Below are 19,709 nucleotides of genomic sequence, written 5' to 3' on the forward strand. Positions count from 1 at the left end.
AATGTTCTAAGCTATTTAGGTAGTTAAAACTTATTCCACTGAAAGGAACTCATCACGATGAAAAAAACAGTACTGGCAACGGCATTTCTTGGCACTTTTATGGCAATGACATTGACCGCTTGCTCTTCAAATCAGGCGATTAAGACCACCGACGGACGCACGATTGTGACGTCTGGTAAGCCGCAAATCGACAGTGACACGGGCCTTGTTTCTTACAAGGATGCGCAAACCGGTAAAACCGAGCAGATCAATCGCGACAAGATTACCAACATGAGCGAACTGGATAATTAATATCCTTTTAACAGCCTGGAGAGACTAATGAAGAAATCAATTTTGCTTTCTATTACTGCGCTTATTGCCCTGTCCGCTTTAACCGGATGTACGCGTACCTCGTACGCCATCCACACCAATGATGGACGCACCATCGTCACCGATGGCAAACCACAGGATGCTGAAACCGGCCTGCTGGGTTACGTCGATGCCAATGGCGTGAAGCAGCAAATCAATAAAAGTGACGTGAAAGAGATCTCTGAAGTTCCGCATTAATAATCTTTCTCACTCAAGCCGCCCGCTGTAGTGGATTTCCTTACAGCGGTGCGGGCTTAAACACCATTCAAATCTTAAAACGTATAGGTCACCGCCGCTGTTGCGGTCAGCTGATTCTGCCTGAACACGATGGGACTGTCCGCCGCGTGATCGTCCAGCCACGTGTAGCCCGCACTTAACGCGCCGCCCCAGTGCTGGGTAAACTGATGACTCCATGTCAGGTCGGTTTCTACCCCATAAAATCCCGCTGCCGGTGAATAAGTCGCATAGCCACTTTTCACGCTTTGACGCGCACTAACGCCGTACCAGGTTTGCATGTAACGCGCATCCCCAAACAACGCGGACGTCTGCAAGGAAAGGCTATCCTGCTGGCTTTGCAGCGGAATTAATGTTACCGAGGTGCGATAATTCACGCCCTGACTGTCTGTCAGCGGCAGCACGGCTTTCGCTTCGAGGACCAGCCACGGCGAGACCGCCCAACCGGCCGCAATAGCGGTGTTGAGTGTGGCTTTGATCGTGCCCATGCCACGCAGCTTGTCAGAACCGTCGCGCCAGTCGGAATCCTTGTCTGCCCTGCCCAGGGCATATCCCAGCGAATGCTCCAGATACAGGCCGCTGTCGTTTTGCAGATCGTAGCCGACCCCCTTTTGCGAATCGACGAAAAATGCGCCTTTTCTCGCCTGCAACATCGGCACCGCTTGCCAGCGTTGCTTGTCCGCGCCGCTGTATTTCGGCGTGGTCTGCGCGCCCACGCCAATCATCACGCCATCCTGCGCTGCGCAGTCATCAGCGCGGCTGCTGGTACTGATACTGACCAGTAACAAACAGCCACTGTACAGCGCCTTTTTTCTCGTTATCATCGTGTCACCTCAGTTACCCATCTGTTTTTAGCCCCTTGCCCGGGCGTTGCGTCACGGATTGGAGTATCCCGAAGCATTGTCAATAACGTGCCAGGGATTTATGAAGAAACTGTCAAGGTGAGCCATGAACAACAGACGAGTATTGGTTATTGAGGATGATGCAGACGCGGCAGACGTGCTGGAAGCCTATCTGCTACGTGAAGGATACGCCGTGGAGATTGCCGGCGATGGGCATAGCGGTCTTGAGCGCGTTGAGAAGTGGAAACCCGATCTCATTCTGCTCGACATCATGTTGCCCGGCATGAACGGCACCGAGGTGCTGGCTGCCGTGCGACGCCGCGCGGACACGCCGGTAATTATGATTACCGCGATGACCGACACGCCCGACAGAATCGGCGCGCTGCGCTTAGGCGCGGATGACTACGTGGTGAAACCCTATCATCCGGGCGAAGTGGTCGCGCGCGTGCAGGCGGTGCTGCGCCGCAGCCGGGCGGCCGTTGCGGAGGATGAAGTGCTGCGCTGGCAGGCGCTTGAGGTTAATACCGCCGCGATGACTGCAATGGTCGCGCAGCCAGAGCAACAGCCAACACGCGTTGAACTCACGCCAACCGAATTTTCCCTGCTGGTGACCCTGATGCGAGCGCCGGTGCGCGCACTCAGCCGTCACTATCTGATCGAAACCTGCATGCCTGAAAGCGAGGCGCTGGAAAGGGTGATCGACACCCACGTTTACAACCTGCGTAAGAAGCTCGAAAACGCCGGTTTATCCGAGATATTACTCAACGTGCGCGGCGTGGGTTACAGGTTCAGACAGCCATGAAAAAGTCACCTCCTCAAACGCTATGGCGCTGGATCTGCGTGCGTATTTTGACGCTGGCCATCGTCACGGTGATTGCCGTCGCCGGGATTATGTTCCTGCGCTTTGCGCTGCAAAACCTGTGGATTATCCACCATATGCCGCCGGCGATGCGCCAGGAATTTCTGACGCTGCGTGCGCATCCGCAAACCAATCTGCCGCGCTTCCACGAGATCGTTGATGAACGCTGGGGCGTGCGCTACTCCGATCCTTCGGTGGGTGCCGCTGACTGGCTGATGGTGATCATCCTGATTTTCATCATTACGCCGTTTGTTGCCTTCACCGTTCTGCGCAACGCCCGCCCGCTGGCGTTGCAGTTTAGCCACCTGAAAAAAACCGCTGATCGGGTATCCGAAGGGCAGTTTGGTTCCGCCGCCACCATTGTAAAAAGCGCGCCGGCGGAGCTGTTGCACTTCGCACACGACTTTAATCGCATGAGCCAGCAGCTGGCGCTCTACGATCGTGAACTGCGCGCCTCGCACGTGGCGCTGGCACACGAACTCCGTTCGCCGCTGACGGCCGCCATTGGCCGGTTACAAGGTCTGCTGGATGGCGTGTTTCAGCCCGAACCGCAGCAGCTGGAGATGATCATGAAACAGCTGCGCCACATGAGCCGACTGATCGATGAGCTCCACCTGCTGTCGCTGGCCGACGCCGGACAACTCAAGTTGGATCTGCATGAGATCAACCCCGGAGAACTGGCGCGGGAGCGCGTGGCCTGGGTGCGACCGCAAGCCGAAGCCAGCGGCATGATCATCAGCGTGGCAGCAGACAGCACGCTCACCTGCCGCGCCGATCCCTTCCGCCTGGGTCAGGTGTTTAGCGTGTTAATTGAAAATGCCTTGCGCTATGGCAAACCTGCGGGCCAGTTGCAGATTACTGCCCGCGCGGTGCCGGGAGGGTGCAGCATCGAATTCAGGGATGATGGCCCCGGCGTGGCGCCTGAATTTCTGCCCGAGATGTTTGAACGCTTCACGCGCGGTGAATCCTCGCGCGCGCGCCACTCAGGCGGCAGCGGGCTAGGCTTGTCGATCGCTCGCGCCATCTGCTCGGCGCACGGCGGCAGGATCAGCGCCAAACTACCCAAAGAGGGCGGCCTCAGCCTGGCGATTTTCCTGCCGGACGTCAGTCCGGCACCGTTTTAAGCGCTCTTGACAGGATCTTGACTCGCCGTACAACGAATCTCGACAGTTCGCCGTTTTAATGGCGCCAAATCCTTGTACGGAGTGGCGCCATGACTGACTCTTTCACCGGCCTGGTCAAACAGGCCGCCGACCATCTTATCGATGCACAACGCCTGATAACGTTGCTGCCATTGTTGCCCTGCATGGTGGCCATCGCCTTGTCGCTGACTGCCTGCGGGCCACGCGATCCCTTACCACCCGCGCCTCCCCGACCGGTAAAATTCATCACCGTGAAGCCCGCCCTGCAAGGGCAACAGGTGCAGATGACCGGCGATATTCATGCCCATGACGAAACATCATTGGGTTTCAGGCTGGATGGGCGGATTCTGACGCGCCCTGCCGAAGTGGGCGATCGTGTTGACGCCGGTCAGGTGCTGGCAACGTTAGAGAGCAGCACTACCGCCAATGCGTTACGCAGCGCGATGGCGGACACCGACAGCGCGCGGGCAGCTGAACGCGTTGCGGCGCTGAATCTACATCGTATGAAACAGTTGATGCCTTCCGGTGCGATTGCACGGGCGCAGCTCGACAGCGCGCAATCCGATTGGCAATCCGCTGCGGCGCACCTGCAAAGCAGCGAAGCCGCACTCAACAGCGCGCAGGAAAATCTACGCTGGACGCAGCTGACGGCTCCTTTTAGCGGCGTGATCACCGCCGTCAGCGCCTCTGCCGGACAGGTCGTGAGCACCGGTCAAACGGTGATGTCACTGGCAAGCGGTGCGCGGCGGGATGTGGTTCTGGATGTGCCTTTCCCGGCAGCATTTTCCTCGCTCCCCAGCGATGCCTTTCGCGTAACTCTGCTCACTTCACCGGCGATCGCCGCGCAGGCGCATCTGCGCGATATCAGCCCGCAGGCCGACCCGCAAACGCGGACCTGGCGGGTTCGATTAACGCTAGACGATCCACCGCCAGCGATGCTGTTGGGCGCCAGCGTCAGCGTGGCACTACCGGAGAGCGATCCCCGCACCTTTATCCTTCCTGCATCCGTGCTGACGCACCTGGCGGACAAACCGGCGGTGTTTGTGCTGGATGCGCAGCGCGGCAAGGTCACACGCCGCACGGTGGTGATTTCCCGCTTCACCGCCAGCGAAGTCTATATCGCCAGTGGTCTCACGGCAGGCGAAAGCGTGGTCACGGCAGGCGTCAGCACACTGCGCGATGGCGAAGCGGTTGCGCGGGGAGATGAGCAGCCATGAGTGAACCTTCCGCTCGCGATAAATTCAACCTTTCCGCCTGGGCGCTGGCTCATCAACAGCTGATGGCTTTTCTGATGCTGATGATCCTTGGCGCTGGCGTGCTCAGCTATCAGGCGCTGCCGCGCAACGAAGATCCCGCCTTTACCATCAAAACCGCCGTGGTCTCCGCGCAGTGGCCCGGTGCCGATCTCGACGATACGGTGCAACTGCTGACTGAACCGCTGGAGAAAAAGCTGCAGGAAGTGCCCTATCTGGATTACGTGCAGAGCGAAACGCATCCCGGTAAAACCGTTATCTTTGTCAATCTGCGCGACAGCACGCCGCCCGGCAAAGTGCAGGACATCTGGTATCAGGTACGTAAGAAAATGCAGGATGTCAGCTCCGCGCTGCCTGCGGGCGTTGCGGCACCGGCGGTCAATGATGATTTTGACGATACTTTTGGCACGATTTACGGTTTTACTGCGGAAGGATTCAGCACGCGTGAACTGCGCGATCGTGTTGAGTCGATTCGCGATCGGCTGATGAGCGTACCGGATGTCGGCAAAATTACGTTGCTCGGCGTGCAGGAGCAGCAGATTGTGGCGAGCTTCTCTCCGCGCAATCTCGCGGGAATGGGCCTGAGCCTGCAACAGGTCACCGATGCCTTGCAGGCGCAGAATGCCTTGTCACCCACAGGCGTCATTCGCACCAACAGCGATAACATCGCGCTGCGCGTCAGCGGTGCCTTCAACTCGGAACAGAGCCTGCGCGCCGTGACGCTGCACATCAACGATCGCTACATTCCCCTGACCGATATTGTCACACTGACGCGTGTGGCGGCGGAACCGCCAACGCCGCTTTATCGCGTCAACGGTAAGCCAGCGATTGGGCTGGCGATCTCCATGGCGCCGACCGGCAATATGCTGGATTTTGGCCACGCGTTAACGGACAAAATGTCGCGGATTGCCAGCCAACTGCCGCACGGGATTGAGGTCACGAAAGTGGCGGATCAGTCGCGGGTGGTCAACGACGCGATCAGCGGATTTGTGCGGGTGCTCGGTGAAGCCATCTTTATCGTGCTGGCCGTCTCTTTCGTCTCGCTCGGGCTGCGTGCCGGTTTAGTTGTGGCGGCGGCGATTCCTCTGGTGCTGGCGATGACCTTTACCGGCATGATGCTGGCGGGCATTGGGCTGCAACGCATTTCCCTTGGCGCGCTGATCATCGCGTTGGGGTTGTTGGTGGATGATGCGATGATCGCGGTGGAGACCATGGTCGCCCGACTCGAAGCCGGTGATTCCCGCTGGCGCGCCGCTACCGTAGCCTTTGAAACCACCGCATTTCCGATGCTCACCGGCACGCTGGTGATGATTGCCGGTTTCATTCCCGTCGGCTTCGCCGCGTCCGGTGCGGGGGAGTATTGCTACTCACTGTTTGTGGTGGTGCTGATCTCGCTGCTCAGTTCATGGGTCGTTGCGGTGCTGTTCTCTCCGCTGACCGGCAGCTGGATCCTGGCATCAAGGCCAGGTAAACCGCACGCTGAGCCCGGTTGGTTGCTGCGCCTCTATCGCCGTCTGGTTTCACAGGTGTTACGCCATCGGGGCTTGACGCTCGGCCTAGCGGGCGCATCGCTGCTGCTCGCCATCTGGGGCATGAGCCACCTGCAGGGCGAGTTTTTCCCGGCATCCGATCGCCCGGAGCTGCTGGTCAGCCTCACGCTGCCGGCGAACGCTTCGCAGGCGCGCACCTTAAGCGTGGTAGAACAGCTCGAAGCGAAACTCAGCGGCAACACCAATATCGACCATTTCTCCTCCTATAGCGGCAGCGGCGCCGTGCGTTTTTATCTGCCGATGGACGTGCTGAACGATGATGAAAACATCGCCCAGCTGGTCGTGGTAGCCAAAAATCTGGCGGCGAGGGATCGGTTGAAAGCTGAACTCGATCGCCTGCTGGCACGCGATTTCAGCGATGTGGTGACGCGCGTATCGCCGCTGGAACTGGGTCCGCCGGTTGGCTGGCCGATCCGCTATCGCATCAGCGGGCTGCACTACGAGCAGGTGAAACAGTATGCGGAAAAGCTGGCCAGCATCCTCGGGCAATCCCGCGCGACGCGCAGCGTAAACCTGACAGCGGGCGAGCCGGAACGCGTCATCACCTTTGCGGTGAACCAAACCGCAGCCCGCGCGGCTGGCGTCTCTTCACAGGATATCGCGCAGCTGCTGAACCGCGTGTGGTCCGGTCAAAGCGTGACTACCGTGAGAGATCATAACCGGCTGGTTGATGTGCTGTTGCGCGCCAACGATGCTGACCGGCTGGATTTAACCAGCCTTGCTGCGTTGAAACTGACCACCGTGTCAGGCGCGAAGATTGCCATCGGCCAGGTTGCGACGCTGCAGTGGGGATTGCAGGATCCGGTGATGTGGCGTCGCCAGGGTTTTCCCTATGTGGTGGTACAAACTGATGTAGCGGCGGGCATGCAAGCGGAGACCACATCCGCGCAGCTCAGCGCAGATGTCCAGCAGCTGCGTGCCGGATTAGCGCCGGGTTACACCCTTGATGAAGAGGGCACGGTTGCCGAATCGGATAAAGGTAACGGCTCAGTGTTTGCCGTTTTGCCGGTGACGTTGTTTGTCATGCTGATACTGCTGATGGTGCAGCTGCAACGCGTATCGCGCATGTTGCTGGCATTGGCGATGGCGCCTTTTGGACTGCCTGGCATTGTTCTGGCAATGCTGCCCAGCGGCACGCCGATGGGATTTGTCGCCCTGCTCGGTATGATTGCGCTGGCTGGCATGATCATCCGCAACGCGGTGATCCTGATCATGGAAGCCGATAGCAATCTGCGTGCTGGCATGTCGCGCAATGATGCGGTAAGCCTAGCGGCTGAGCATCGTGCCCGCCCGATTCTTCTCACCGCCTGCGCCGCGATTTTAGGCATGATTCCCATCTCACATCAGGTGTTTTGGGGGCCGATGGCCTACGCCATCATTGGTGGATTGCTGGTGGGAACGCTGATGACGCTGACAGTATTGCCCGCTGCGCTCAGTCTGGTGATGCAGCGTGAATCAGCGTCTTCCGCTGAATGAAAAAGTGTTGGCTGGCATTGCGCCAGCCAACATACGTTAACGAGCCAGGCGCCAGCCGCGTGTCAGGCGCTTCTCTATCTCCACCAGCACAAAGATCCCGGCGCTCACCGCCAGCGAAATCAGCCAGTATTTGAACGGCAATGGCGCGGTGCCAAACAGCGTGTTCATCAGTGGAACATAGATAATCATCGCCTGCAGCGCGATAAGCACCACGGTGACCAGCCAGATGCCACGGTTTTTCAGCAAGCCGGCATCCAGCGAGAATCCGTTGCTGTTGCGGCAGTTCAGCATGTAAACCCACTGCGCGGTGACCAGCATCTGCAGCAGCACGGTGCGGATGAACTCCGGCGTGTAGCCGCGCGGCTGGAGCCAGGCTTCCAGCACAAAGGCGCTAATCGAAATCAGCAGGCCGACGAAGATGACGCGCCAGATGGCGTAAGCGTCCATCACCGGGCTGCGTGCGTTACGCGGCGGGCGGCGCATGATGTTGCGCTCTGCCGGTTCAAATGCCAGACCAAACGACAGCGTTGCTGAGGTCGCCATGTTCATCCACAGAATCTGTACCGGCGTCAGCGGCAGCAGGTTGCCCATCAGAATCGCAATGATGATCAGCAATCCCTGCGCGAGGTTGGTCGGCATGATAAACAGAATGGTTTTCTTCAGGTTATCGTAGACGCGTCGGCCCTCTTTCACTGCAGCTGCGATGGTGGCGAAGTTGTCGTCGGCGAGGATCATATCCGCCGCCTCTTTGGTCACTTCGGTGCCTTTGATGCCCATCGCGATGCCGACGTTGGCCTGCTTCAGCGCGGGCGCATCATTGACGCCATCACCGGTCATGCCGACGATTTCACCGCTGCTCTCCAGCGCTTTCACCAGACGCAGCTTATGCTCGGGGCTGGTACGGGCAAAGATGTCGTATTCACGCGCCGCCACGCCCAACTCGGCATCATCCATGTGCTCCAGCTGGTAACCGGTGATGGCAGAATCGCTGTTACCAATGCCCAGCATCTGGCCAATCGCCATCGCGGTTTCCGGGTGATCGCCGGTGATCATCTTCACGCGAATCCCTGCCTGCTGGCAGTCGCGAATCGCGGTGATGGCTTCCGGACGCGGCGGATCCATCATGCACGCCAGGCCCAGCATCTTCATGCCGTTGCGTAAATCCTCATGCTCGATGTGGTGCTGCGCTTCCGGCAGCCAACGCCACGCGGCGGCAACCGTGCGCAACCCTTCGCTGGCGTAGGTGGTGATCGCCGCTTCCCAATATTCGCGATCAATCACTTCCGCATCGGTAGCACCCTGCTGCTGCTGACACAGCGACAGCAACACATCGGGCGCGCCGGTCATTAGCAGGCACGGTTTGCCATCAATCAGGCAGCTCACCGCCATGTATTTGTAGGCCGAGTCAAACGGCAGCTTGCTCAGGATCTGCACCTTGTCATTGTGAATGCCCGCCTTGGCGACCAGCACTTTCAGCGCCCCTTCCGTTGGGCCACCGACAATGCCCCAGTTGCCGTTGGCATCCTGACGCAGCTGGCTTTCGTTACAGATATCCACCACCTGCAGGAAGCCCTGCATCAGCGCATCGCTCTGCTGACCCGCTTCAAGGGTAAATTCACCTTTAGGCTCATAGCTGTTACCGCTGATGCGCCATTGGCTGTTCGCCAGCACCACCGCTTTCACCGTCATCTCGTTCATGGTCAGCGTGCCGGTTTTATCCGAGCAGATCACCGTCATCGCACCGAGCGTTTCAACCGTCGGCAGCTTGCGAATGATGGCGTGATTGCGTGCCATCGACTGCACGCCAAGCGACAGAATGATCGAAATAATCGCCGGTAGACCTTCCGGCACCGCCGCTACCGCGAGGCTGATCACCGACAGCAGCAGCTCCGTCACCGCGATGTCGCGCAGCAGATAACCAAACACAAACAGCGCCGCCATCATCAACATGATGATGCCGAAAATGGCTTTTCCGAGTTTGTCGATCTGCACCAGCAGCGGGGTTTTCGCCTCTTCAATCGCGGAGATCATCGCGTTAATGTGGCCCAGCTCGGTGTCGCCGCCGGTGGCGATCACCACGCCCAGCGCGGTACCTGAACTGACGGTGGTGCCGGAATAGGCCAGATTCAGGCGATCGCCGAGCCCTTTTTCACTTTCAAGTGCCACGGTGTTCTTTGATACCACCGTGGATTCGCCGGTCAGAATCGCCTCTTCGACGCGCAAGTTATGTACCTCGAACAGCCGCAAATCCGCCGGGATCTTATCGCCTGGGCGCAGCATTACCACATCGCCGACCACCAGATGCTGCGTAGCGACGGTGATCTGCTGGCCGTCGCGCAGCACCATGGCATCGCTCGACATCATGTTCTGGATGCTTTTCAGCGACTTTTCGGCGTTGCTTTCCTGAATGAAGCCGATCAGGGCGTTGATCACCGCCACGCCGAGAATCACAAAGGTATCCACCCAATGGCCCATCACCGCGGTGATTACCGCCGCAGCCAGCAGGATGTAGATCAGTACATCTTTGAAATGCGCCAGAAAACGCATCAGCAGTGATTTTTCCGCCTTTTGCGGCAGCACGTTCAGCCCGTTGGCATCCAGTCGTTGCTGGGCGTCGGTGCTGCTCAACCCCGCGGGTGAGCTGTTGATGGCTTTAAATACGGCGGCGTTATCCTGCTGATAATAAGGACGCGCGGATGCTTCCGGACGTTTTGGCTGAATAGGAATAACGGTCATAATTAACCCCGTGACATTGAATTGAAAATAAAAAAGCGTGCGAAAATAAAAACCACATTTTAATTATATTTTCCCGAAGCATACTGACCGTGGTCATGTTTTTACCGATTCAGAAGTGTGATGCTAATAGTGATAGCATTGATTGCGTAATGTTATTATTTAAACGCAAATAGAAAGGCACATGACGCATATTAATTTTAGTTTCATCTTGAAATGTATTAATCATAGGGGGAATTATTATGAATAAATTACACAACCTGACAATACCGATGATAATTTCCTTTATTATCATTGCGGTATCATCAGCTACCGCCATCGGCTTACTCTCTTATCATGTAGTTTCGCGCATGGTGGCATAATTGATTTCGCCAGACATCGCTAAATTAAACCAACCTTAAACGCATATAATTGCTTCCACCTAATGACCCTTATTTTGCGGAGGGTCATTATTCCCTCTTTCAGGCAATGGCATATTCCCGCCCTTTCTTTCTTATTGAGGCAGGGGCATGAATAATTGGCCAGTGCTGGGCGCACTTGTAATTTGTTTGGTTTTGATCGGTTGTGACAATAAAAGCGGTGATGAACTCAGCGCACCGCGCGTAATTAAAGCGCTAACGCTGACGGAAAATACCACAGAGAAAGTCAGGGTATTTCCAGCGCGTATTTCGGCGGGCGATTACACCGAATTGGCGTTTAAGCGTACCGGGCGGCTGGCGCAGTTGCAGGTGCGTGAAGGCAGCCATGTGAAGGCTGGCGAGGTGATTGGTCGGCTGATCGATACCGATGCGCAGCTGCGCGTCAACGATCAGCAGAACAGATTCCAGCTGGCGGATCGTCAGTATCAGCGCTTCAGTGCGCTGGCCACGCGCAGTGCGGTTTCGCAGGCAGATATGGATATGCAAAAGGCGAACCGCGACTCCGCCGCCGTGGCGCTCAACATCGCCCAACAGGAGCTGGATTATCACACCTTGCGCGCACCGTTTGACGGCATCGTCACCAGCGTGGCCTCACAAAATCATCAGGTGGTCACCGCCGGACAAACGGTGGCGGTGATCAGCCGCAACGATGTGCTGGATGTGATTTTCAGCGTGCCGGAAAACCTGTTCACCAGCCTTGACGTGCAAAACGTGAGTTATCAGCCAGAGATCAGTCTGAATGCGCTGCCGGGCCGCACGTTTCGCGCGGCATATAAAGAGCATCGCGCAGCAGCTGATGCTGCCACGCTAACCTGGCAAGTAGTGCTGACGATGCCGCGTCCGACGGATTTACCGCAGGTCAGCGGACTGAGCGGCACGGTGAAAGTGCAGATGCATAACTTGCCCACTTCCGACGGCACGCCGCTGCTGCGCGTGCCGGCCAACGCGGTGTTTAACCCGGATCACAGCCTGCCGAATCAGCCTTACGTGTGGCTGATCAGCGGTGAGGGTGATGTGCTTAACGTTCAGCAGCAGCCGGTGGTGGTGGGAAAACTCAATGCGCAGGGCATCGAAATTCTCTCCGGCCTGCGAGTGGGCGATCGCATTGTGGTCGCGGGCGTCAGCGATCTGCGTGATGGTCAGGCGGTGCGCCTATGGACACGCGAGCGAGGTCTGTGATGCGCCTGCTGGAACCGTTTCTCAAATACCCGATTCGCAGCTGGCTGGTGATCCTGCTGCTGGGCGTGGGCGGCATCTTTGCGCTGCTCAACATTGGCCGTCTGGAAGATCCGCTTTTCACCATTAAATCGGCGGTGATTGTGACGCACTATCCCGGCGCGTCGGCCCAGCAGGTGGAAGAGGAAGTGACGCTGCCGCTGGAGAACGCCTTGCAGCGCTTGCCGTCGCTCGACAACGTCAGTTCGATCTCCAGCAACGGTTTGTCGCAGATCACCGTTACGATTCATAGCCACTATCGCGCCGACGACTTGCCACAGGTGTGGGATGAATTGCGTCGCCGCGTTGACGATGCCACGCGCCAGTTTCCACCCGGCGTCAGCGCGCCGCTGGTGAATGACGACTTTGGTGATGTCTACGGCTACTTCTTTACCCTTTCCGGCGAGAACTTCACCAACAGCGAGCTGCGCACCTACGCCGATCAATTGCGGCGTGAGCTGAATCTGGTGCCCGGCGTGGCGAAAGTGGCGATTGCCGGTATTGAGCAGGAGCAGGTGAATATCACGCTCTCTAGCCAGAAGATGGTGGCGCTGGGCGTGACGCCACAGCGCGTGGCCGCTTTGCTCAACAGCGTCAATGCCGTCTCCGATGCGGGCCAGATTCGCCTCGGCAATGAAGCGATTCGTTTCCATCCGACCGGCGAGTTTCACTCACTGGATGAGATCGGTGCGCTGCCAATCTCTGCGCCCGGCAGCAGCCAGCAAGTGTTGCTGCGCGATATCGCCACGCTCAGCTATGGCGTTACCGAACGGCCGGGCAATCTCTATCACGCCAACGGCAACGACGCGCTGGCGATGGGCGTCTCTTTCGCGCCTGGCGTCAACGTGATTGATGTCGGCAATGCGTTAAGCGCCAAAATTCAGCAGCATCAGCAGGCCAAACCGCTCGGCATCGATCTGAACGTGTTTTATAACCAGGCGCAGGAAGTGAAGCAGTCGGTGGATGGTTTCATCAATAACTTTCTGATGGCGCTGGCGATTGTGGTGGGCACGCTGCTGCTGTTTATGGGCGTCCGCAGCGGTATGGTGATCGCCGCCTCGCTGGCGCTCAATGTGCTGGGCACGCTGCTGATCATGTATCTGTTTAAGCTTGAGCTACAGCGCGTGTCGCTGGGTGCGCTGATTATTTCCCTCAGCATGCTGGTGGATAACGCCATCGTGGTGGTGGAAGGCATCAAGGTCGATCGCCAGCGCGGCAAGCCGTTGCAACAGGCGATGATGCAGATGGTGAAACGCAGCGCGCTGCCGCTGCTCGGCGCCACGGTGATCGCGATCATCGCCTTCGCGCCAATTGGTTTATCGCAGGATTCCACCGGCGAATACTGTAAATCGCTGTTCCAGGTGCTGCTGATTTCTCTGCTGCTCAGCTGGATTACCGCGCTGACGCTGACGTCGGTGTTCGTGCAGTGGATGGATGGTCGCCAGGCGATCAGCAAAGAGACCACGCAGCCGTATCAGGGCGTGGTGTTTCGCCTGTATCGCCGCGTGCTCACCACGCTGCTGCGCTTCCGCATCACTACTTTAGTGCTGATGGCCGCGTGCCTGGCCGCCTCGGTCTATGGCTTCGGCTACGTGAAGCAGAACTTCTTCCCCGCCTCCAATACGCCGATTTTCTTCACCGATCTGTGGCTGCCGTATGGCACCGACATCCATTACACCGCACAAACCGCGCGCGAGGTTGAAGGCTGGATTAACCAGCAGCCGGGCGTCAGCAGTACCGTGACCACCATTGGTCAGGGCGCGATGCGCTTTACGCTGACCTACGATGCAACGCGTCAGTACAGCAATTATGCGCAGATCATGGTGCGCGTGCAGGACGCCAGGCAGCTGGAAATGCTGGCGCAGCACACCGAGCAGCACATCGGCGAGCACTTCCCACAGGTGACGGAGCGCATCAAACGCATCAATTTCGGCAGTGCCAGCGACAGTGCCATTGCGCTGCGGATTACCGGCCCCGATCCCATTACGCTGCGGCAGATTGCCAGCCAGATTGACGACATTTTCCTCGCCAAGGGCAGCGCGTTTCCGCCGCGTCATGACTGGCAGGCGCGCAGTAAAGTGATTCGTCCGCAGTATTCGCCGCTGCGCGGTCAGGAGCTGGGCGTGGACAAGCGCGATATCGACCGCGCGCTGCGTATCAACTTCACCGGTGATAGCGTCGGTTTGCTGCGCGAAGGCTCGCGGCTGATGCCGATCATGCTGCAGACTTCCGAGCTGGAGCGGCAGAATATCGACCATCTTGGCAATATTCAGGTGTGGAGTCAGGCGCAGCAGCGTTATGTGCCGCTGGCCAATCTGGTGAGCGATTTCCAGCTGGAATGGGAAGATCCGCTGATAATGCGCCGCGACCGCATGCGCGTCTTGACGGTGCAAACCGATCCCGATCCCGCCAGCGGCCGCACCGCCGCAGAGATTGTGGCGCGCGTGCAGCCGGCCATCGATCAGCTGAAGTTGCCCGCCGGCTATCATCTGGAATGGGGTGGCGAGTTGGAGAGTTCGCGCGATGCCCAAAGCGGCCTGCTTGGCTCGCTGCCGTTAGGTTTCCTCGCGATGTTTGTGATTACCGTGCTGATGTTTAATTCGCTGCGCGATGCGCTGGCGATCTGGATTACCGTGCCGCTGGCGCTGATTGGCGTCACCTGCGGCTTCCTGCTCACCGGCATTCCATTTGGCTTTATGGCGTTGATTGGTTTGCTGAGTTTGTCAGGCATGTTGATTCGTAACGGTATCGTGCTGGTTGAGGAAACGCACCAGCTGGCGCGGCATCAGCCGTTACACCAAGCGATTCTTGATGCCGCAACGTCGCGCCTGCGCCCGATTCTGCTCACCGCCTTTACCACCGTGCTCGGCCTGCTACCGCTGCTGCGCGATGTGTTTTTCCAGAGCATGGCGGTGGTGATCATTTTCGGTTTGGGATTCGCCACGGTGCTAACGCTGCTGGTGTTGCCGGTGCTGTATCAAACCTTTTATCGGGGTAGAAAGTCTTGAGCGTGAAATTTTGCCTTGAGTCCGTATTATCCGTGTGGGCACTGACGCATCTGCTGCGTCACGGGCCGTCCTCGCGCCGCTAGCGCGGTGCCTTCGGCTTCCACGTTGTGCCGACGGACCGTTCGGGGATCGGCCGTCCTGGCCGGCCCCGAACTGCCTCACGCATCCCTGCGTGAGGCTCCTGGCCCAACGTAAAAGCCTCAGCGCTGCGGATAGCCCTTTCGCCGCAGCAGACGCGCCAGCGCCTCTCACAATGTAGCCGTTTTCAACCACACGCACTGAAGCCCCGGCCGGCCTGCGCACTCACCATTGAGAAAATAACAAGCGAATCGCCATTTATGGCGACAGGTTTGTTAAATGCTCTCCCTGCTTTTCATTCCCTGCGCTCGCCAGTAATATCTTTTTCAACATAAACGTCAGCGGAATTGCAAGAATCGCACCGATGATGCCCAACAAGGATTGCCAGATAAGAAACGCCAGCAGTTGTGTGGTAAGTGCCATATTCAATCGTTTGCCCAATAACAACGGCTCAATGACTGAACTCAGAATTAAATTCAACGCCACGAAGAACAGTGCGACCACCAATGCGGTTTGGATATCGTACAGCATATAACTTTGCAGCACTGGCGGAATGGCCGCCATAAATGAACCCAGCACCGGAATATAGTTGAAGACAAACATCAACACACCCCAGAAAAAGGCGAACTTCAGGCCAAGAAGATGAGCACCCGCCCAGACAATAATGCCGCCGACAATACTGGTCAGGGTTTTAACCTGAGCATAAACGATAACGCTTTGTACACCCTCTTCAAGTGCCACATAATAGCGCTGATATTGCCCTTCGGCCTGTTTGCGTAGCAAGATTTTTAAATTTCTCATTTCATACAGCATGAAAAACAGCATCAGAAATACCATCAGCCACCAGGAAAGAATGCTGGGTATTTGCGTGAGAAAACCCGTGACAAAGCGCACCACCGCACCCGCATCAACAAACGCCAGCATGTCGTTGGGCGTTAAAACCAGGCCCAAATGACTAAACGTCTGCGTCACCGGCTCGAAGCGTTCGGCCAGTAACTGCGGTGCCTGACGGCTCAGCTGGATTAAATCGGGGGTTAATACGGTGAGTTTGATGATGGTGAACACAATCACCAATAACAGCAGCACAATCACCAGCAGCGATGACAGCAGACGCGGCACGCGTTTTCTTTCGAGCCGACTGATTAACGGATCGAGCATAATCGCCAGAAACAATGACAGCATCACCTGATTAATTAATGCCGATGCCAGATAGATACCGGTGAGAATTATGGTCAACGTGGCGAGAATTATCAGTACGCGCAAAAGCCTTGACCATAAAGGAAACTCGTTCAGTCCCATTATTAAGATCCTTCATCCTATACAAAATGTATTATAGAGAAAAACCTGTGCGCTGGGCCTTGTTTGAGGTCAAGTGACGAAAAACATTCAGGCCGTAAGAGAAACGGCCTGAATGTCACGCGCTATTAATTGATTCTGAATCTCCGCGTTAATGGCTTTTCGATTTCGACAATCAAAAACATTACGAAGCCAATGATCAAGGTAATAATCCAGTAACGTAACGGTAGTGCGGTGGTACCAAACAGCAGCTGCATAAAGGGCGCATAGATAATCAGCAATTGCAGAACTAACAGCACGCCGCTGACGATCCAGATGCCTTTATTCATCAGCAAACCTTTGCTCAATGAGAAGCCGTCGGAAACACGACAGTTCAGCATATAAAACCACTGCGCCGTTACCAGCGTTTGTAATAACACGGTACGAATAAATTCCGGTGAATAGCCGCGCGGTTGCAGCCAGGCTTCCAGAACGAAGGCGCTTATGGCGATCATCGAACCGACAAAAATCACGCGCCAGATGGCGAAACCATCCATCACATGCAGCTTGGGATCGCGCGGCGGACGACGCATGATATTTTGCTCACCCGCTTCAAACGCCAGGCCGAAGGAGAGCGTGGCGGAAGTCGCCATGTTCATCCACAGAATCAACACCGGGGTCAGCGGAATGAGGTTACCGGCCAGCAGGGCAATGATGATCAGTAAGCCCTGCGCGAGGTTGGTCGGCATGATGAACAAAATGGTCTTTTTCAGGTTGTCATAGACACGGCGCCCTTCCCGCACCGCGCTGGCGATGGTGGCGAAGTTATCGTCCGTCAACACCATATCGGCAGCTTCTTTAGTCACTTCGGTGCCTTTAATCCCCATAGCGATACCGACATCCGCCTGCTTCAGCGCGGGCGCATCGTTAACGCCATCGCCGGTCATCCCGACTACCTCTTTTTTGCTTTGCAGCGCCTGCACCAGACGGAATTTATCTTCCGGACTGGTACGGGCAAAGATGTCGTACGCCTGCGCCGCCTCACTCAATTGCTGGTCATCCATCACTTCCAGCTCGCGTCCAGTGATGGCGGTGCTGGCGTTACCGATTCCCAGCATCTGCCCAATACTCATCGCAGTTTGCGGATGGTCGCCGGTGATCATTTTCACGCGAATGCCGGCTTGCAGGCAGTCGCCAATCGCGGTGATGGCTTCCGGTCGCGGCGGATCCATCATCCCGGCGATGCCGAGCAAAATCATGCCCTGATGCAAATCCTGATGCGTCAGCTCAGTTTGTCCTGGTGTGGCCGGTTTCCAGGCCGCCGCCACCATGCGTAATCCTTCGCGCGCATACTCTTCAATTTTGGCTTCCCACCACGGCAGATCGATCGGCTGCAATCCGGCTTCTGTTTGCTGCTGCTGACAATGTCTGAACAGTACGTCTGGCGCGCCGGTCAGCAGCACGCACTCTTCATCGCCAATCAGATAGTGCGTCGACATGTATTTGTATTGCGAATCAAAGGGGATTTTATTGCGCAGTTCGGTGATGACTGAAGGCAGATGTCCTTTGGCGGCTAGCACTTTAAGCGCGCCTTCCGTTGGGCCACCGGTGATTTTCCACAGTCCGTTTTCGTCTTTAATCAGCTGGCTGTCGTTACACAGATCGATGGTGCGCAGATAGCGCTCGAGGATCGAGCCTTGCGCCACTTTCACCGGCACAGCGTCATCGGCTTTATGGATGGCGCCCACCGGTTCATAGCTCACGCCATCAACGCGGTAAATCTGATCGGCGGTGATAATCGCTTTCACCGTCATTTCATTCATGGTCAGCGTGCCGGTTTTATCTGAGCAAATCACCGTCATCGCGCCCAGCGTTTCCACGGTAGGCAGCTTGCGGATGATCGCCTGCTGCTTCGCCATGGTTTGTACGCCAAGCGACAGAATGATCGAGATAATCGCCGGTAATCCTTCGGGAACCGATGCCACCGCAAGGCTAATCAGAGACAGCATCAGCTCTGAAACCGGCATATCGCGGAACAGCAAACTAAAGACAAACAGCGCGGCCATCATCGCCAGGATGATCAGGAAAATGGCTTTACCAAGTTTATCCATCTGCACCAGCAGCGGCGTGCGGTGCTTTTCGATATCGGACATCATCTGGTTGATGTGCCCAAGTTCCGTGGCGCCACCGGTAGCGACCACCAGCCCTTTGCCGCCGCCCGAACTGACGGTGGTGCCGGAGAACAGCAGATTGGTACGATCGCCCAGCGGCAACTCGCCGATGAGCGCGTCCGTGCCCTTCTCAACCACGGTGGATTCGCCCGTCAGAATCGCTTCTTCAACGCGCAGGTTGTGCGCCTCAATAACGCGCAGATCCGCCGGGATGCGGTCGCCGGCGCGGATCACCACCACATCACCTGGCACCAACGCGGTGGTGGGCAGCGTCTCGTGATTACCCGCACGGATCACCACCGTTTCGCTGGAGAGCATATTGCGGATACTTTGCAGGGATTTTTCCGCATTGCTCTCCTGAATGTGGCCAATCAGGGCATTCACCACCGCCACGCCGAGAATCACCAGCGTATCAACCCAGTGTCCCATGACGGCAGTCAGCAACGCGGCGGCCAGTAAAACGTAGATCAGCACATCGTTGAAGTGAGCGAGAAAACGCAGCCAAACCGGCTTGCCGGGTTTCTGTGGCAGGGCATTTTCCCCGTACTGTGTTAGGCGCGCCGCCGCTTCAGCACTACTGATTCCCTCGGTGGAACTTTGCGTACTGGCCAGCGTTTCATCGACAGAAAGTTGATAATAGGTACTTTCCGGTTTAGCAGTATTCATCGCTTTCTCCTCAAATCCTGTTTCGGAAATCAAGGCGGTGATATCCCGTATTTAACAAGTCGCCATTGAACGAAAAGATCAGACCTGACTTATCCGGTGGAAGAAGCGGTCCGTTTCAGATTGAAAAATATGTCGTTAATGGCTGCTCAGCGGTAATGAAGCAGCCCTATTTTCTATACGAAATTGAAAGTTTTTTGTAAAATGAACGCTATAAACGTAGCACAGGGATATTCAACGCATTCATTTCTCAATAAAAGTCGTTAGGCGAAAACCATTTATCTCACCAGACTTATCCGATCGCGGAGAATAATAAAAATATAGTGTGATAATTCATAAGGCTGGGTAATTTAAAGCCAATATTCAGGTTACTTTAATCTGATATTTTATATCGATATTGCGGATTAAATATCCATGAAAATCAGTTTTATTAGATTTAAATC

12 protein-coding genes are annotated in these 19,709 nt (G+C 56.6%); 8 read left to right on the forward strand and 4 right to left on the reverse strand.

Annotated features, from left to right (window positions below):
- Positions 1-57 precede the first annotated feature (57 nt).
- Together FCN45_RS20625 and FCN45_RS20630 are read left to right on the forward strand one after the other, a co-directional pair.
- Positions 58-291, forward strand: a complete 234-nt coding sequence (locus FCN45_RS20625) for a YgdI/YgdR family lipoprotein (RefSeq protein ID WP_007885913.1) — start codon at positions 58-60, stop codon at positions 289-291.
- A gap of 27 nt (positions 292-318) precedes the next feature.
- A complete protein-coding gene (locus FCN45_RS20630; RefSeq protein ID WP_101761264.1) occupies positions 319-546 on the forward strand; it encodes a YgdI/YgdR family lipoprotein in 228 nt (75 codons plus the stop codon).
- A gap of 74 nt (positions 547-620) precedes the next feature.
- Here the strand turns inward: FCN45_RS20630 and FCN45_RS20635 are convergent, their stop codons facing one another.
- The gene (locus FCN45_RS20635) at positions 621-1,406 is read right to left on the reverse strand and encodes a MipA/OmpV family protein (protein ID WP_137387077.1); all 786 of its coding nucleotides are present in this window, start codon (positions 1,404-1,406) and stop codon (positions 621-623) included.
- 124 nt (positions 1,407-1,530) lie between these two features.
- Between FCN45_RS20635 and FCN45_RS20640 the strand changes: the two genes are divergently transcribed.
- From FCN45_RS20640 to FCN45_RS20655, 4 genes are all read left to right on the forward strand, one after another.
- Positions 1,531-2,226 carry a response regulator transcription factor gene (locus FCN45_RS20640; RefSeq protein ID WP_101761262.1) on the forward strand — a complete coding sequence of 232 codons (696 nt, stop codon included), beginning with the start codon at positions 1,531-1,533 and terminating at the stop codon, positions 2,224-2,226.
- Positions 2,223-3,407 (forward strand): cell wall metabolism sensor histidine kinase WalK, encoded by a 1,185-nt coding sequence (locus FCN45_RS20645; RefSeq protein WP_137387078.1) that lies wholly within the window; start codon positions 2,223-2,225, stop codon positions 3,405-3,407. Before FCN45_RS20640 ends, FCN45_RS20645 begins: the two co-directional genes overlap by 4 nt.
- Before the next feature lie 89 nt (positions 3,408-3,496).
- Positions 3,497-4,642 (forward strand): efflux RND transporter periplasmic adaptor subunit, encoded by a 1,146-nt coding sequence (locus FCN45_RS20650; protein ID WP_137387079.1) that lies wholly within the window; start codon positions 3,497-3,499, stop codon positions 4,640-4,642.
- On the forward strand, positions 4,639-7,704 hold the full coding sequence (locus FCN45_RS20655; RefSeq protein WP_137387080.1) for an efflux RND transporter permease subunit: 3,066 nt from the start codon (positions 4,639-4,641) through the stop codon (positions 7,702-7,704). Before FCN45_RS20650 ends, FCN45_RS20655 begins: the two co-directional genes overlap by 4 nt.
- 36 nt (positions 7,705-7,740) lie before the next feature.
- Here the strand turns inward: FCN45_RS20655 and FCN45_RS20660 are convergent, their stop codons facing one another.
- Complete coding sequence (locus tag FCN45_RS20660) at positions 7,741-10,440, reverse strand: cation-transporting P-type ATPase (protein ID WP_137387081.1); 2,700 nt, start codon at positions 10,438-10,440, stop codon at positions 7,741-7,743.
- Positions 10,441-10,946: 506 nt separating this feature from the next.
- Between FCN45_RS20660 and FCN45_RS20665 the strand changes: the two genes are divergently transcribed.
- Both FCN45_RS20665 and FCN45_RS20670 read left to right on the forward strand, forming a co-directional pair.
- On the forward strand, positions 10,947-12,035 hold the full coding sequence (locus FCN45_RS20665; RefSeq protein WP_137387082.1) for an efflux RND transporter periplasmic adaptor subunit: 1,089 nt from the start codon (positions 10,947-10,949) through the stop codon (positions 12,033-12,035).
- Complete coding sequence (locus FCN45_RS20670) at positions 12,035-15,079, forward strand: efflux RND transporter permease subunit (protein WP_137387432.1); 3,045 nt, start codon at positions 12,035-12,037, stop codon at positions 15,077-15,079. Before FCN45_RS20665 ends, FCN45_RS20670 begins: the two co-directional genes overlap by 1 nt.
- 336 nt (positions 15,080-15,415) lie before the next feature.
- Here FCN45_RS20670 and FCN45_RS20675 read toward each other — a convergent pair whose 3' ends face one another.
- Together FCN45_RS20675 and FCN45_RS20680 are read right to left on the reverse strand one after the other, a co-directional pair.
- Positions 15,416-16,456 carry an AI-2E family transporter gene (locus FCN45_RS20675; protein WP_137387083.1) on the reverse strand — a complete coding sequence of 347 codons (1,041 nt, stop codon included), beginning with the start codon at positions 16,454-16,456 and terminating at the stop codon, positions 15,416-15,418.
- Between the two features lie 125 nt (positions 16,457-16,581).
- Positions 16,582-19,269 carry a cation-transporting P-type ATPase gene (locus FCN45_RS20680; protein WP_137387084.1) on the reverse strand — a complete coding sequence of 896 codons (2,688 nt, stop codon included), beginning with the start codon at positions 19,267-19,269 and terminating at the stop codon, positions 16,582-16,584.
- Positions 19,270-19,709 lie beyond the last annotated feature (440 nt).

The sequence above is a fragment of the Pantoea sp. SO10 genome, assembly GCF_005281435.1.
Lineage (GTDB): Bacteria > Pseudomonadota > Gammaproteobacteria > Enterobacterales > Enterobacteriaceae > Pantoea > Pantoea leporis.

Excerpts from the sequence above, each read along its gene's own strand:
- FCN45_RS20680 (WP_137387084.1), bottom strand. The coding sequence starts at position 19,269 with ATGAATACTGCTAAACCGGAAAGTACCTATTATCAACTTTCTGTCGAT.
- FCN45_RS20675 (WP_137387083.1), bottom strand. The coding sequence starts at position 16,456 with ATGGGACTGAACGAGTTTCCTTTATGGTCAAGGCTTTTGCGCGTACTG.
- FCN45_RS20645 (WP_137387078.1), top strand. The coding sequence starts at position 2,223 with ATGAAAAAGTCACCTCCTCAAACGCTATGGCGCTGGATCTGCGTGCGT.
- FCN45_RS20650 (WP_137387079.1), top strand. The coding sequence starts at position 3,497 with ATGACTGACTCTTTCACCGGCCTGGTCAAACAGGCCGCCGACCATCTT.
- FCN45_RS20665 (WP_137387082.1), top strand. The coding sequence starts at position 10,947 with ATGAATAATTGGCCAGTGCTGGGCGCACTTGTAATTTGTTTGGTTTTG.
- FCN45_RS20640 (WP_101761262.1), top strand. The coding sequence starts at position 1,531 with ATGAACAACAGACGAGTATTGGTTATTGAGGATGATGCAGACGCGGCA.
- FCN45_RS20655 (WP_137387080.1), top strand. The coding sequence starts at position 4,639 with ATGAGTGAACCTTCCGCTCGCGATAAATTCAACCTTTCCGCCTGGGCG.
- FCN45_RS20660 (WP_137387081.1), bottom strand. The coding sequence starts at position 10,440 with ATGACCGTTATTCCTATTCAGCCAAAACGTCCGGAAGCATCCGCGCGT.
- FCN45_RS20625 (WP_007885913.1), top strand. The coding sequence starts at position 58 with ATGAAAAAAACAGTACTGGCAACGGCATTTCTTGGCACTTTTATGGCA.
- FCN45_RS20670 (WP_137387432.1), top strand. The coding sequence starts at position 12,035 with ATGCGCCTGCTGGAACCGTTTCTCAAATACCCGATTCGCAGCTGGCTG.
- FCN45_RS20635 (WP_137387077.1), bottom strand. The coding sequence starts at position 1,406 with ATGATAACGAGAAAAAAGGCGCTGTACAGTGGCTGTTTGTTACTGGTC.
- FCN45_RS20630 (WP_101761264.1), top strand. The coding sequence starts at position 319 with ATGAAGAAATCAATTTTGCTTTCTATTACTGCGCTTATTGCCCTGTCC.